Annotated in this window: 12 protein-coding genes and 1 tRNA gene; 8 read left to right on the top strand and 5 right to left on the bottom strand. The window is 58.7% G+C overall.

Translation table 11 applies throughout. From position 1 onward, the window contains the following. Positions 1 to 110: 110 nt before the first annotated feature. Positions 111 to 953, bottom strand: a complete 843-nt coding sequence (gene miaA / locus ACYSMN_RS01975; protein ID WP_488922168.1) for a tRNA (adenosine(37)-N6)-dimethylallyltransferase MiaA — start codon at positions 951 to 953, stop codon at positions 111 to 113. Positions 954 to 1,357: 404 nt separating this feature from the next. Then, positions 1,358 to 2,479, bottom strand: a complete 1,122-nt coding sequence (locus ACYSMN_RS01970; protein WP_488922153.1) for a glycosyltransferase — start codon at positions 2,477 to 2,479, stop codon at positions 1,358 to 1,360. A gap of 140 nt (positions 2,480 to 2,619) precedes the next feature. Here ACYSMN_RS01970 and ACYSMN_RS01965 point away from each other — a divergent pair, with 140 nt between their 5' ends. The 5 genes from ACYSMN_RS01965 (at position 2,620) to ACYSMN_RS01945 (ending at position 10,304) form a co-directional block, all read left to right on the top strand. Further along, the gene (locus tag ACYSMN_RS01965) at positions 2,620 to 6,708 is read left to right on the top strand and encodes a PAS domain S-box protein (protein ID WP_488922152.1); all 4,089 of its coding nucleotides are present in this window, start codon (positions 2,620 to 2,622) and stop codon (positions 6,706 to 6,708) included. A 68-nt stretch (positions 6,709 to 6,776) separates the two neighbouring features. Next, positions 6,777 to 7,154, top strand: coding sequence for a response regulator (locus ACYSMN_RS01960; protein WP_488922151.1), 378 nt, complete (start codon positions 6,777 to 6,779; stop codon positions 7,152 to 7,154). Positions 7,155 to 7,248: 94 nt separating this feature from the next. Then, the gene (locus ACYSMN_RS01955; RefSeq protein ID WP_488922150.1) at positions 7,249 to 8,016 is read left to right on the top strand and encodes an MBL fold metallo-hydrolase; all 768 of its coding nucleotides are present in this window, start codon (positions 7,249 to 7,251) and stop codon (positions 8,014 to 8,016) included. 42 nt (positions 8,017 to 8,058) lie between these two features. Further along, a complete protein-coding gene (locus ACYSMN_RS01950) occupies positions 8,059 to 8,562 on the top strand; it encodes an energy transducer TonB (protein ID WP_488922149.1) in 504 nt (167 codons plus the stop codon). A gap of 68 nt (positions 8,563 to 8,630) precedes the next feature. Next, positions 8,631 to 10,304, top strand: a complete 1,674-nt coding sequence (locus ACYSMN_RS01945; RefSeq protein WP_488922148.1) for an NFACT RNA binding domain-containing protein — start codon at positions 8,631 to 8,633, stop codon at positions 10,302 to 10,304. A gap of 70 nt (positions 10,305 to 10,374) precedes the next feature. Here ACYSMN_RS01945 and ACYSMN_RS01940 read toward each other — a convergent pair. Then, positions 10,375 to 10,456 (bottom strand) — tRNA-Leu (locus ACYSMN_RS01940). A gap of 259 nt (positions 10,457 to 10,715) precedes the next feature. Between ACYSMN_RS01940 and ACYSMN_RS01935 the strand changes: the two genes are divergently transcribed. Then, complete coding sequence (locus ACYSMN_RS01935) at positions 10,716 to 11,192, top strand: low affinity iron permease family protein (RefSeq protein WP_488922147.1); 477 nt, start codon at positions 10,716 to 10,718, stop codon at positions 11,190 to 11,192. 82 nt (positions 11,193 to 11,274) lie between these two features. On the opposite strand, the gene ACYSMN_RS01930 is transcribed toward ACYSMN_RS01935, so the two are convergent. Next, positions 11,275 to 11,964 (bottom strand): Dps family protein, encoded by a 690-nt coding sequence (locus ACYSMN_RS01930; RefSeq protein WP_488922146.1) that lies wholly within the window; start codon positions 11,962 to 11,964, stop codon positions 11,275 to 11,277. Positions 11,965 to 12,080: 116 nt separating this feature from the next. Here ACYSMN_RS01930 and ACYSMN_RS01925 point away from each other — a divergent pair, with 116 nt between their 5' ends. After that, positions 12,081 to 12,800, top strand: coding sequence for a VIT1/CCC1 transporter family protein (locus tag ACYSMN_RS01925; RefSeq protein ID WP_488922145.1), 720 nt, complete (start codon positions 12,081 to 12,083; stop codon positions 12,798 to 12,800). Between the two features lie 177 nt (positions 12,801 to 12,977). Next, positions 12,978 to 13,517 carry an MOSC domain-containing protein gene (locus ACYSMN_RS01920; RefSeq protein WP_488922144.1) on the top strand — a complete coding sequence of 180 codons (540 nt, stop codon included), beginning with the start codon at positions 12,978 to 12,980 and terminating at the stop codon, positions 13,515 to 13,517. A gap of 259 nt (positions 13,518 to 13,776) precedes the next feature. On the opposite strand, the gene ACYSMN_RS01915 is transcribed toward ACYSMN_RS01920, so the two are convergent. Further along, positions 13,777 to 14,406, bottom strand: coding sequence for a hypothetical protein (locus ACYSMN_RS01915; protein ID WP_488922143.1), 630 nt, complete (start codon positions 14,404 to 14,406; stop codon positions 13,777 to 13,779). Positions 14,407 to 14,607: the final 201 nt, after the last annotated feature.

The raw sequence follows: 14,607 nt of genomic DNA, 5'->3' as shown, positions 1-14,607 counted from the left end.
GCTTGGCAGTAGTGTAGCAACCTAACGTCAAGGGCTTGGTCTTACAAATTAAGCTTTGTGCAGAGAGAGGAAGGATTGCTTCGCGTTGCTCGCAATGACAATGCAGGCATTCAACTCAAATTCACCCACCGATACTCTTCGTCGCGGCGGAGCCAGGTGAGCTGGCGCTTGGCGTAGTGGCGGGTGTTGCGCTTGAGCAGCCGGACGGCCTCGGGCCAGTCGTAGAGACCATCGAGGTAGCCGAAGATTTCCTGGTAGCCTACAGTTTGCAGCGCGTTGTGATGACGATACGGCAGCAACGATTCTACCTCCGCCAGCAAGCCCGCTGCCAGCATGTGGTCCACACGCTGATTGATACGCTCATACAGTTCTTCCCGCTCCCGAGTAAGAGCCACTTTGAGCACGCGAAACGGTCGGTTGGCCGCCGGGCGGCCAGTATGGAAGCTGCTGAACGGCTGACCGGTAGCGCGGCACACTTCCACGGCCCGCAGCACCCGCTGATGGTTCTGCTTGTCGATGCGGGCGTGAGCTACCGGGTCGAGGCGAGCTAGCTCTGCCACCAGCGGCTCTAGCCCGTGCGCCGCCAACTCTTGCTGCAACTGCGCCCGAAGGGCTAGGTTAGCAGTGGGCAGCTCATCCAGCCCATCCGTCACGGCTTGCAAGTAAAGGCCCGACCCGCCCGTGAGAACGACGACGGAGTGACGCTGAAACAATTCGTCCAGCAGTTGCAGGCAGTCGGCTTCGAAACGGCCCGCATTGTACTCTTCCGTAATGCTGTGCGAGTTGATGAAATGATGCGGCACGCCCTGCATTTCGTCCGCCGTCGGCTTAGCCGTCCCAATGCTCATCTCCCGAAAAAACTGCCGCGAATCAGCCGATACGACTTCAGTGCCCAAGTGCTGTGCCAACTGCACGCACAACGCCGTTTTGCCCACGGCAGTAGGCCCAGCCATCACCAGCAGCGTACGCTGCGCTTCGTGTAGCTCGACGGAGGTGAGAAGGTCGTGAGGTGACAAGTAGTTTGGGGTGGTTTTAGGTGACAGGTGACAGGTGACAAGTGACAAGTGACAAGTGACAAAGGTACTGTCATCCTGAGCGGAGCGAAGGACCTTGATTGACCGACGTCAACATTGCAGAGTTGGGAACCGAGCCCCAGCGGGGCGGCATATCGGTAGAAATAACGACCGTAAAATGTATTTCAAGCCCCATCGGGGCGACACCTGCGTTGCCAAGTGCCGCCCCGATGGGGCTCTGAAACCGTAGGTACACACAAGAACTACCACCATGCCGCCCCGCTGGGGCTCAACTACAGGCTCGCCACCTCCTCACCTGTCACTTGTCACGTGTTACCTGTCACCTACAACCTCACAACCTCCTTATACAACGCCAACAACTTCATTTCTTCATGCTGCCAGCTTAGGGCGGGGCGGGCGCGGCGGCAGTTTTCGGCGAGGTGCTGGTAGCGGGCCGGGTCGTCGCGCAGGAGGCGGTTGAGGGCGGCAGCTAAGGTGGCGGGTTGCAGGTCGGGCACCATTTCAGCCACGTCGTATTGCTCGTTGAGGGCGCTATACTCGGGAAAATCCACAACGAGCTGGGGGATGCCGGCGTGCAGATAGTCGAAGAACTTGTTGGCCAGTGAATAGTAGTAGCTCAGACCTTGGTTTTCGAGCAGCATTACGCCTAGTGCGGCGTGGCGGGTCACTTCGCGCAAGTCATGGGGCAGCACGAAGCCGCGAAATTCCACTTTGCCACTGGCCAACAGCCCGAGCGCCGCTGCTTGTGCCCGCAATGCTTCCGACAAGTCGCCTTCCCCGCAAATCACCAAGCGGCCCGCTACTGCCGGCATGGCCTCCAGCAACGGCTCCAAGCCCCGGCCGGCGTTCAGCGCGCCTTGGTACAGAATGTAGCCAGCCGGCGGTGCCGCGGCCGGAGCCGGCGGCAAGATTTCCTCCGTGAGCCGACTGATATTGCGGATAACCGCAAACGGCCGACCGTAGCGGGCCTCAAACACCCGCGCCAGCGCCGGACCAACGGTATACGCCAGTTGGGCGCGGGGCACGATAAACTGTTCCACTCGGCGCCAAATGCGCTGCACCGACGGCCGGGCCACCACTTCCGGCACTTCCGTAAACAGCTCGTGCGCATCGTACACGAAAGGTTGACCACCCAACCTCGCCCGCAACCACACGGGCAGCGCCGTATCGAGGTCGATGGCGCACCAGGCGGCGGCGCGTTGCGTGAGCAGGTACAGCAGCAAGCGCAAGTTGAACTCTAGGTAGAACAGTTTGCCTCGCTGGAAGTGGCAGCGTAGCCGGTGCTGGCCGTACGGCTGCTCGGTAAGTGGCCGCGACGTAGCCCACTCCCGCCCTACTAGCAGCACGTCGTACCCGGCGTGGGCCAGCGAGCCGCAAATGCGTTGCATCCGCTGGTCGTAGTTGAGGTCGGTGGTGACGGTAAAGAGTAGGCGCGGGGCGGGCATAGGGGCGACCGAGCTACTTAGCCGAGGCCGGCGGAGTAAAAAGCGCGGAGATTTGGGATATTTTCGACAAATTTAACTGTTAAACCTGGCCTCGGCGGGACTTTCTTTGTTCGCTCCGCCACTAGCTGCTGCCCTCTCCGATGCCCCAATCTGCTGCCCCACTGGCTTCTGCGGCCGTGGCTCCACCAACCGACTTCTACCGCGCGCTGTTCGAGGAGGCCTACGATGCCCTGCTGCTCTATGATGAGCAAGGCACCCTTCTTGACGGCAACCAGACGGCCCAGCGCCTGCTCGGCACCACCGTGGCCGGTCTGCGCGCCACTGGCCTCATGGCGCTGGCCGTCGCGCCTCCCGCTTCGGCCCACCACGAACAATGGCTGAATGAAGATGGCCTGCGCGAAGCCGTGCAGCACACGGCCCGTACCGGCGAGCCGGTTTCGCGCTGGTGGCACGGCCGCTACGCCGCCCAGCGCCCCCTCACGGCCTGGGCCACGCTGCACCGTCTTACTCTGCCCGATGGCCTGGTGCGGGTGCAGCTCATCCTGCGCGACTCCACGCAGAGCTTGCAGGCGCAGGAGCGGCAAGCGCAGCAGCGTGTACTCGACCACACCCAGCGGCAGCTGCGCGACCTGCTTTCCCGTACCACGCTCAGCTACGTGCTGCTCGACCGGACTGGCATTATCCAGGATGTCAACGACTTCTTTTTGGAGTTCACGGAGTATACGCGGGAGGAAGTCATTGGCCAGCAGTACAACGAGCTGTTTATACCGCCGGGCGAGCGGGCTAGGCTCCACCAAGGGTATCTGGATTGCATCGAAGATGGCCGACTAGAAGAGTTCTACGAGCGCGCGCTGCTCACGAAAAGCGGGCAGGCGCGCATGGTGTACTGGCACGCCGAATTTGCTTATGCTCCCGATGGCCAGATTACGGGCATTTTCGTGGTGGGGCGCGACTTCACGGAGCGCCACGTGGCGGCCCGCGCCCTCACCGACAACCGCAACCGCCTCCAAGACTTCCTCGACAATGCCCACGACCTCATTCAGAACCTGAGCATCGACAACCGGCTGCTCTTCGTGAACAAGGCCTGGAAGGAAAAACTCGGCTACGAAGACGAAGACCTGCCCAATCTGACGCTCTCGGACGTGGTGCACCCCTATTACAAAGCCAAGCTGCTCTACCAGCTGCGCAACCTGTACAAGGGCGAAAAAGTGAACAAGCTGGAAACGGTGTTCCTCACCAAAACCGGCAAGCCAGTCCACTTAATCGGCTCCATTTCCTGTTCCTGGCAAGACGACGAGCCGGTGAGCACCCGCGCCATTCTGCACGACATCACGGACCGCATCAAGGCCGAGCGACTCCAGAAGGTGTATTACAGCATCGCCAACCTGGCCATCAGCTCCAAGGATTTGCACTCGCTCTACGGCGCCATTCACCGGGAGCTGAGCAAGATTATCGAAACCAACAATTTCTACATCGCGCTCTGCGACGAGAACCGCACACAACTTCAATTTGCGTATTTAGTCGACCAGAACACGCAGGGCGAAATGGGCGCCGTGTCGCGGCCGTTTTCGTCGGGCATGTCGGAGTATATTATTCGGACCGGACGGCCGCAGTACATGCTGCGGCACGAGTTGCAGGAACTGATTAGCAGCGGCACCATCACGGCGTTTGGGCTGATGCCGGAGGTGATGCTTTGCTCGCCGCTCAGCATTGGCGAGCGAATTATTGGCGTGATTGCCGTGCAGGACTACTACAAGGCCGACGCCTACGCCCCCACCGACCTCGAAATCCTGCACTTCATTTCCAACCAAGTGGCGCTGGCCATTGAGCGCAAGCGCAACGAGGTGCAGATTCAGAAGCAGAACGCCCGCCTCAACGCCATTTTCGAAAGTGGCTCGCACTTGATGTGGAGCGTGGACACGCACTCGCGCCTCACGAGCTTCAACCGCAACTACGCGGCCTATTTCCTGCGCCGCAACGGCGTATATCCTACACCCAACGTGAACCTGTTCCAGGCCGATTTGGCCATGATGGAAAAGGAAGCTCGCGACCTGTTCGTGGAGAATTACCGCAAGGCGTTTCAGGGCCACCCGCAACGCTTCGAGGTGCGCCTGCGCGACGCGCGCGGCCTGGATTCGTGGCGCGAAATCTTCCTCAACCCCATCTACCTCGACGATGGCTCGTTCGAGGAAATTTCGGGTATCGCCCACGACATCACCGAGAAAAAGCGCGGACAGTTGGAGCTGGCGGCCCAGGAAGAGAAGTTCCGCGCCATTTTCGAATCGTTCCAGGACGTGTACTACCGCACCGATAACAAAGGCATTCTGACGCTGGTGAGCCCCTCGGTGCAGGACATGCTGGGCTACACGCCGGAGGAAGTGACGGGCACCCCCATTCATGACTATTACCTGCACCCGGAGGAGCGCGAAAACCTGCTGCGCACCGTGCTGGACAGTGGGGAGGCCCGCAACCTTGAAATTGCCATGCGCCACAAAGACGGCCACGGCGTGAGTGTGCTCGTGAATGCGCGCATGGTGGAAGAAGGTAGCCCCGCCGCCACTGAAGGCATCGGCCGCGACATTACGGGGCTCAAGCAGATGCAGGACGACCTGCGCCGCGCCAAAGAGTCGGCGGAAACGGCGCTGGAAGCCAAAACGCTGTTCTTGGCCAACATGAGCCACGAGCTGCGCACGCCCATGAACGGCATCATCGGCATGATTGACTTGCTGCACCAAACGGTGAGCAGCGAGGAACAGGAAGAGTACGTGGATACGCTGCGCAAGTCCTCGGACGCGCTGCTGGCCATCCTGAACGACATTCTGGATTTGTCGAAAATCCAGGCTGGCAAGTTGCAGCTCAACGTGGAGGGCATGGACCTGCATTACACCCTCGACAAGATTCATTCGCTCTTCTCGAACCGCGCCCAGCAGAAGCGTCTCACCTTCACCTACCACATTGCCCCCGGCACGCCGCGCTTCATCGTGACGGACGAAACGCGCCTCTTGCAAATCCTGAGCAACCTTACTTCCAACGCCATCAAGTTCACGGCGCAGGGCACGGTCAGCATCATTGTGTCCACGGACAAGCACGAGGGCGACGAGTACACGCTACGGGTTGCGGTGCAGGACTCGGGCATTGGTATTTCGGAAGACAACGCCAAACTGCTCTTCACCAACTTCACCCAGCTCGATACCACGCCCACCAAGGCTTTCGGCGGCACTGGACTGGGCTTGGCTATCAGCAAGCAATTGGCGGAGTTGCTAGGCGGCGAGATTGGCATGCTCTCGAACGAAGGCGACGGCAGCACATTCTGGTTTACGCTGCGCTGCCAGGCGGCCCACAACGAAGCCGAAATTGTACAGGAGCGGCTGGCCTCGCGCGAGCGGGCTCCCGACATTGCGCGCTTCCAAACCCCGCCCAAAGTGCTGTTGGTCGATGACAACCTTATCAACCAGAAAGTAGCCACTCGCCTGCTCGACAAGCTAGGCTGCGACATTGAGATGGCCGACAATGGCTTCGAAGCCATTAGCAAAGCCACAGCGCCTTCAGCCGTTTTCGACTTGATTTTCATGGACATCCAGATGCCCGAAATGGATGGCCTCACGGCCATGCAGGAAATTCGGCGGCGCCTGGGTAAAGCCTGCCCGCCCATCGTGGCCATGACGGCCTATTCCATGAAGGAAGACGCCGAGCGGTTCGTGCGCGAAGGCATGGACGACTACGTCTCGAAGCCCGTGAAAAGCCAGGACCTGTACGCGGTGCTGCGGCGCTGGCTCGGCGAAGGCCACCCCGCCTCGGGCACCCCGGAGGAGGCCGAACCCCAACTCCCAACCGCCACCACTGAAACGGCCGCCCCGGCAGCGGCACCCGAAGCCACACTCCCGCCCCTCGTCATCGACCAGGAAGTGCTGGAACAGCTCCGGCAGTTGGGCGGGGCTGAGTTTGCCGCGCAGCTTTACGAAGAGTTTGAAGCGGAAGCCGGCCAGGTACTGAGCGAGGCGGAAGAATTGGTGCGCGCCGGTCACTATGAGCAAATTCTGCCGCATTTGCACCAACTCAAAGGCACTGGCTTCACGCTGGGCCTGACGGAACTGGCCGAATGCGCCAAGCAGTTGGAACACGAGTTGAAGAGAGGCGCTACAACCAATACAGAGCACAATTTTCAGAATTTGCTGACTTATTTCACGCAGTTCAAAAATACCTACCCTGCCGTGACGAGTGTGGCCTAGCTAAGCATTGCCAATCCCGTTGCTTTACCTTTCATTTGCCCTCCCAACACCTCCTTCTTTCTACTCCAATGAGCGACACGAAAACAATACTGATTGCGGAAGACAGCTCCGTAATCCTGAACCTGACCAAAAAAATCCTCGAACTCCAGAAGTACCGTATCGTTTCGGCTAAGAACGGAGGAGAAGTTATCAAGCAGGTGGAAAGCCAGGGCGTCGATTGCGTGCTGATGGACATCAACATTCCGGTGAAAGATGGCATGGAATGCACCCGCGAAATACGCGCCCACCACGACGAGCGTATTTCCAAGATTCCCATCATCGCCATCACCGGCAACGCCAACAACTATTCCATGGAGCAGTTCCGCGAAGCCGGCGTAACCGACTACCTGCCCAAGCCCCTCGACTTCGACGCCCTCGTGCGCGTAGTGAAGCAGTACGTAGGGTAAATGGTTGAATTGCTACATGGTTAAATGGTTGGTCGTTGTCATGATTTGTTGAACGACCAACCATTTAACCATTCAGCCATTTAGCCATTCAATCATGCAGATAACCTTCCTTGGCACGGGTACGTCGCAGGGCGTGCCCGTGATTGGGTGCCATTGTGCCGTGTGCCGCTCCGTCGATTACCGCGACAAGCGGCTGCGCGTGTCGGTGCACTTGCAGGTGCAGGACAGAAGTATCGTCATCGACTCGGGGCCCGATTTCCGCCAGCAGGCCCTGCGGGAGCGAATCGACCACCTCGATGCGCTGGTGTTCACGCACGAACACAAGGACCACACGGCCGGCATGGACGACATCCGGGCCTACAATTTCAAGCAGCAGCAGGACATGCCCGTGTACGCGGAGCAGCGCGTGCTCGACCAGCTCAAGCGCGAGTACGCCTACATCTTCGCCGAGCACAAGTACCCCGGCGTGCCGCAGGTGCAAACCATTCCCATCCTCACCGACACCGACCCGTTCGACGTGCAAGGCGTGCAGTTCCAACCGATCCGGGCGCTGCACTACAAGCTGCCGGTGCTAGGGTTTCGGGTGGGCGGTTTCACCTACGTGACGGATGCTAACCACCTTTCTTCAGCTTCGCTGGACCTTATGCGCGGCTCCGAAGTAATTGTATTGAACGCCTTGCGGCAGGAAAAGCACATTTCCCATTTCTCCTTATTGGAGGCCGTAGCCGTGCTGGAGGAACTAGCCCCGCGCCGCGCTTACCTCACCCACATCAGCCACCTGCTGGGCCGCCACCGCGATGTTGAAGCTACCCTGCCGGACTTTATCCGGCTGGCGTATGATGGGTTGCGGCTGGAGATGTGAGAGGCGTTTGTTTTTCAGCCACACATAGTAGCATAAGAAGTTATGAGCTTCCCTTCATTTGCTTTGCTTCTTATCCTACTGTTCTCGGCAGGGACGCTCCAAGCCCAAAAATCAACTGGTGCTGTATACACAAGTCCTAGCTCGCCATTAGTTGTTGGGCACCGTGTCACTACACCATACAATTCTACTAAAGCCCAGCCAAAGATTCTGTCTAGGTTCTGGCATAACTCAGATTCGGTGGGCCAGGCAGTAGAAGCCGCTCGATTCGTGAATCTTTTAACCCAGCGTATCCACTCGTCTAATATTGAGTCTCTGGATGTGTTAAGTAAAGCCCAATTCCTCTATCAGTTTACCGTGAATAGTGATGGCACTATTCAGGCACCAGTCTTACTCAGTAAGCACTTTTCTTTGGAGGAGAGTTCGTACCCACCGGAGTATATCAACGCTTTGGATAAGGCCATAAAACAGGCTATCAAATCCTTCTTGTTTAGCCCTGCCGCTTCTCAAGAGACCCTAACAATTCCTGTAAATATTCTTCTTAATTAGGTGCTACGCCTGAGAGTTCGGTGTACCTTCCGCCGGAACGGCTTTATAGTAGGCAGACACTATAACTCATGCACAACAACTACTACTTCCTGCGCCAACTGGCCCCTGCCCTGACCCGTCAGTTGGCCGGCTACAAAGCGGTGACGTGCTTTTCGCAGGAGAAAGACGAGTTGGTTGTTGGCCTGACCAATGGCACCGCCGAGTTCTGGTTGAAAGCCCAGCTCTCAGCAACCTTCCCAGCACTAGCACTGCCCGAATCCTTCCACCGCGCCCGCGCCAACTCCGTAGATCTGCTGCCGGACCTGCTGGGTCAGGAAGTTTCGGAAGTAAGCGTACTGCCCCAAGACCGGGTGCTGCAATTCCGTTTTCGCAGCGGCGCCACGCTGCTGCTGAAGCTCTATGGCCCGCGCCCCAACGCTATTTTCCGGCTATCTGATGATGCTCCTGCCGAATTGTTTCATCAGCGCTACACCGCCGATGCGGAGATTCAGCCGCTGCCGGCGCCTCAACCCCTAGCCCCGCAAATACTTGATGCACATTATCCCCCAGGAAAGGGGCGACTAACTCTAGAATCTAGTACGAAAGAGTCGTCTGGCTTCCCCTTCTCTGAAGGAGAAGGGGGCCGGGGGGATGAGGCCAACCCGCTCAAGCGCTACCCCGCCCTCGCCGACTTGCCAGCCCGCTACCTGCGCGCCCACGGCTACGACCCGGCCCCGCAGGAGCGCAAAGAGCAGTTGGTGCAGGATGTCTTGGCGCAGCTGGAAACCCCCACCGAGTTCTACCTCACAACCGTAGAAGGCCGCACGCGGCTGAGTTTACTGCCCGTAGGCGAAGTGGAACGCACCTTACCCGCGGCCGACCCTATTGCTGCATTGCGTGCTTTTGTACCGCTGGCCCTGAGCCGCCGCGCTCACGAGATGGAGCTGCGGCAGCTACGGCAGTTGCTGGAGCGCCGCGCCGACGAAGCCGCCACCAGTGCCAGCCTGGCCCGTACCCGCCTGCACGCGCTGGAGCACACCGCCGGCTACCGCCAAACCGCCGACCTCATCATGGCCCACTTGAGCCAGATTCTGGCTGGGGCCGTGCAAGTAGAAGTCGTGGATTTCTACCAGGACAACCAGCCGCGCATCATCAAGCTCAAGCCCACCGAAACGCCGCAACGCACCGCTCAGAACCTCTATCGCAAGGCCAAGAATCAGCAAATAGAAACCAAGCAGCTAGCCGAACGAGCCGAACGCCGCGAAACGGAAGCTCTCTGGTGTATGGAGCGACTGGAGGAACTGGATGCCCTACCCGCCGACCTGCGCACTCTGCGCCAATGGCGTAAACAGCACCAACTGGAACCCGAAACCAAAGCCAAAGCAGCCACTGAATTACCCTTTAAGGTATTCGAGGACCACGGCTTTACTATTCTGGTAGGCCGCAACGCTCAAAACAACGACCTGCTCACGCAACGCTACGCTCACAAAGAAGACCTATGGCTGCACGCCAAGGACGTGAGCGGCTCGCACGTCGTGATTCGGCACCGGGCAGGCCAAACCGTACCGGAGCCTGTGGTGGAGCATGCCGCCCAGCTCGCGGCCTGGTACTCGCGCCGCCAGCACGATTCGCTTTGCCCAGTTACCGTGACGCCCAAGAAATTCGTGCGCAAGCCCAAGGGCGCCTTGCCCGGTCAGGTGCTAGTAGAGCGCGAGAAGGTGGTATTGGTGGTGCCGGCTAATCCATTTGAGCGAAACGGGTAATTTCTGATTTCACTCATAATCCAAAACTAAAAGCCCGCTTCAGTTGAACTGAAGCGGGCTTTTATTAGAGTGCGCGCGGGGAGATTCGAACTCCCACACCCGAAGGCACCACCCCCTCAAGATGGCGTGTCTACCAGTTTCACCACGTGCGCAGATGACGGCAAGCACTCCCTTGTTCAAGCAAAAGCCGGAGCTTTCGACTTCGCTGAGGCGGCGAAGTGGGGACAAAAGTAGCCACTGACGCCGGGCAGTGCAAGCCCACGCGGGTATTTTTTGTGGCAGGAAGCTTCTATAATGGCCGCAACAGACCGTTGCGTGCTCAGATTCAGCCAGAAACCACCAAGTGCTAAAATCAAAATATCTTTCCGTGCGGAAGCGGACTGGCCGTTTTTCGACTCATCTACCTACGTCATGAATAGTTTTCTGCCGACTGCCTCTGCTCGTTCCAACTTATTTGGCCGCTTCGCCGAGCGAGTTACGGCTTGGTCGGGTTCTACGCTGGCTTTTTGCCTGGCCCTGGGTACCGTGCTGGCCTGGGCATCTACTGGTCCTCTTTTTCACTACTCCGAAACCTGGCAGTTGGTCATTAACACCGGTACCACTATCGTCACGTTTCTAATGGTATTTCTGATTCAGCGCGCGCAGAACAAGGATTCACTGGTGCTGCACCTCAAATTAAACGAGTTGATTGCGGCCCACAAAGGCGCTAGCAACCGCCTCATCAACGCCCAGGATTTCTCGGAGGCAGAAATCCACTTGCTGCACCGCTACTTCGATATTCTGGCCGAAAAAGCCCGGCAAGATCGTAGCCTGGGACGAACCCACAGCGTGGAAGAGGCCGAGGAAAACCACATCACCAAAGAACAGGCCCGCCACAAACCGCACTAGCCTAGTTGCACAAGGCTATAAAAAACCGGCCCTGCTTTCCAAGGAAAACAGGGCCGGTTCGAATGGAATGCTTGATGTAGCGCTATTCTGCGCGGGCCAGTGGCGTGTCTACCACGTGCTCCGACACGAACCACACTTGCAACTCGTTGGTGCGCATTACTTCACTTACCAATAGGTCGTTGGTGCCATCGTCGCCGCTGTCGGCGGCTTCTTTGGCGTACTCGTGGCTTTTCTTGAGCAGAATCTGGTGCGCTTCCAGTAGCCGCGATACTTGCACGGGGGCTTCTTCCCGGTCGCGGGGCGGCCGCGGAATCGAGGTCAGTTCTGCTACGTCGTGGGCCATGGCGACGGCCACGCCACCAAGCACCTGAATCCGCTCCGCGATGGAGTCGACGAGGGTGCTTTGCTCTTCATAATGCTTGTCGTAGAGTAAGTGCAGCTGATAAAACGTTGGCCCTACTACCTGCCAGTGGTGCTTTTTGTACAGGTCGCGCAACGTGATGGTGTCGGCCAGCATCTGGTTAAGATTGTTGACGCTTTGCTGGCGCGTTTTCTCATCCAGGCCAATGGGCAGGCGCTGCGATACGGTACCGTACTTCTGTAACGGCGTCGGTGCGTTGAACTGCTGGTTCAGGATGGGCTGCAAGCTGGCGTTAGGAGCAGATTTTCCGTTGGCGGAAGCAGGTACTGCCTTGCGGACAGCCGGAGCTTTGGGGGCGGCCACCGCAACTTCGAGCGCGGCGGCGGGTTTCTTGGCAGGAGCTTTGGCCATGAGCAACAAATCGGATATGGTCGGAGAATTGAAGCCGGACCACTTATTGGGCGGCATTCTGCTTTCAGTACGCATAAGTAAGTCCCAGGTTAACGGATAGGCTATATTTACTTCCTATGGCACATCAACACCCGCACCCCGAAGACCACCTGACCAGCTCTGCCATGCTCCAGGATATTGTCATCGGCCTCTCCGATGGACTTACCGTCCCGTTCGCGCTGGCCGCTGGCCTGAGCGGGGCCGTCCAGTCGTCGGGGCTGGTGATTACGGCGGGGCTGGCGGAAATTGTGGCCGGCTCCATTGCGATGGGACTGGGTGGCTATCTGGCCGGCCGCACTGAGGTGGAGCACTACGACGCCGAGCTGGCCCGCGAGTACCGCGAAGTGCGCGAAGTGCCGCACGTAGAGCGCGCCGAGGTAGATGAGCTGCTGGCAGAAATCGGCCTCTCGGAAGCCACCCGCGCCCGTGCCGTAGAGGAACTCACCGCCGACCCCGACCAGTGGGTGCGTTTCATGATGAAGTACGAGCTAGGCCTCGAAAAGCCCGACCCGCGCCAGGCACCCAAAAGCGCCGCTACCATCAGCATTGCTTACGCCGTGGGTGGACTTATTCCCCTGAGCGCCTACTTTTTCACGTCTACACCCGCGGAAGGATTGGCCTGGTCCGCAGCCATTACGCTGCTCTGCCTGCTCGTATTCGGCTACTTCAAAAGCCGCCTCACCGGTCAGCCGCCCGTAGCTGGAGCCCTGCGCATGGCCGCCATTGGCGCCTTGGCGGCCGGCGCCGCCTACCTGGTCGCTAAGCAGATTGGGGAAGGCAACCTGCTAGGCGGTTAAAACCGTCCGGTCACAACCATTTCATAGCATTAGTAGCTCACAAAAGTTGATGCTCCCGGCGCCTAGTAATTCACTTTTATCTTTTCTCACTTGAATTTGAGCTGACCTGCCTGCGTTGGAAGGCCAAGATGTAACCACATCAGCACATCAAAAAATCAGCACATCAGCACATCCCCCATGCCTTTTCCCTTCTTCGGCGACGACAAATCGAAAATAGCCCAGATGCTCGCCACCCTGCCCCAGACCGGCCGCTTGGAGTGGATAGGCCTGCGCCCCCAGCGCCGCGAACCACTACTGGCGGTGCCCGAGGCTTCCGTCGAAACCGACCGGCACCTGCGCGGCGACCATGCCCGCGTGAAGGCTGGCGGCAAGCGGCAAGTCACGCTCATTCAGCACGAGCACCTGGCGGCAGTGGCAGGCTTTCTGGGGCTGGCGGAGCCAGTGGAGCCGGGCCGCCTGCGGCGCAACCTAGTAGTAAGCGGCCTGAACCTACTAGCTCTCAAAAACCGGCAGGTGCGCATCGGCCAGGAAGTGGTGCTCGAAATTACGGGCGAGTGCCACCCTTGCTCCCGCATGGAAGAAGAGCTAGGCCCCGGCGGCTACAACGCCATGCGCGGCCACGGCGGCATCACGGCCCGCATCGTGCAGGGCGGCGTGATTCGGGTGGGTGATATGGTGCAGATAGTGGCCGCAGTACCAGCAGCGAAGGCAGAGTAGTTGGCGGCTACAAATGCCGACACGAAGAGAAGACGCGCGAGTTGATTGAAGTAGCTGCCCACAGCCAGATTCCGCAGGTCCGGCGCCAGCTCTTGTGGGCCAGCGCCTTGACGAGTTTCTACGGTGAACTGAAATCATGTTTCTAAAGCCGGTGACGCGCATCTGCCGAGTGTCGCCCCGATCGAGCTGCATCGACCTTCTTGGCCGTTTGCTATCACTATACCTCCCCGCTGGGGCTCGGTTATTTACTCAGCGTTGCTTACTCATCCAGCCGGTCCACGTCCGTAATTACGCCCTTGTTCTTCATAGTCAGCAGGTCGAGCTGAGTGAGTGAGAAAGGCTCCTTCTCGAACTTTTCGGGGGAGTTGAGTTTGGCCAGCGGATGAGCATCATTTATGGTATACTCATTGGCCACTAGCTCCACGGTGTTGCCCTGAGCGCTTATCACTTTCAGCAGGGAATACTGGTCGGAGGCATCCTCATCCCGGATGGTGTAAATATCGCCGGCGTGGGGAGCGGCGAGGTAGGCGACATTGTCTTTCTCGTCGAGCGAGTTGGCTACCGTGCCCCAGCCGATGCCCAGCGCCAGGAGCACCAGCCCCAACCACTGCCACCACGGCGACGAGGTTTCCTTTTTGAGGGCCTGCATGGCCTGGCGTACCTGCGGCTCCGCCTCGGCTGGCAGCTCGCCCAGCTCCCAGGAGTTGCGGCAGTGGTGGCATTCGGCCACGGTGGGCTTGGTATAGGGCGCCAACGGAATCCAGTACACGTGGGCGTAGCGGCTAAATACACTGAACTTCATCTGCTCAGCATTGGAGCAGGCCGGACAAGTCACGCCCGGAGCTGGCTCGGTGCGCACGAGCGAGCCATTGGTACCGTAAACAATCATCGGGGCAGTAGAGGTATTAGCAGCGGCGAAAGGAAAGTCAAACTCACCAAATATACTCTCCTCAGTCTATATATCACCTTGTTTTTAACTAAAAAGACCGACCCTAGCAAGGCTGACCTTCAAGCATTATCTTCCCGCCCCCAATTCATAATTCAGCATCCATAATTCAGCATCCATAATTCAGCATCCATAATTCAGCAT

The sequence above is a fragment of the Hymenobacter sp. M1-2 genome, assembly GCF_057808495.1.
The sequence above is the reverse complement of the archived record's forward strand: the minus strand, read 5'-3'. Positions and strand labels throughout refer to the sequence as shown.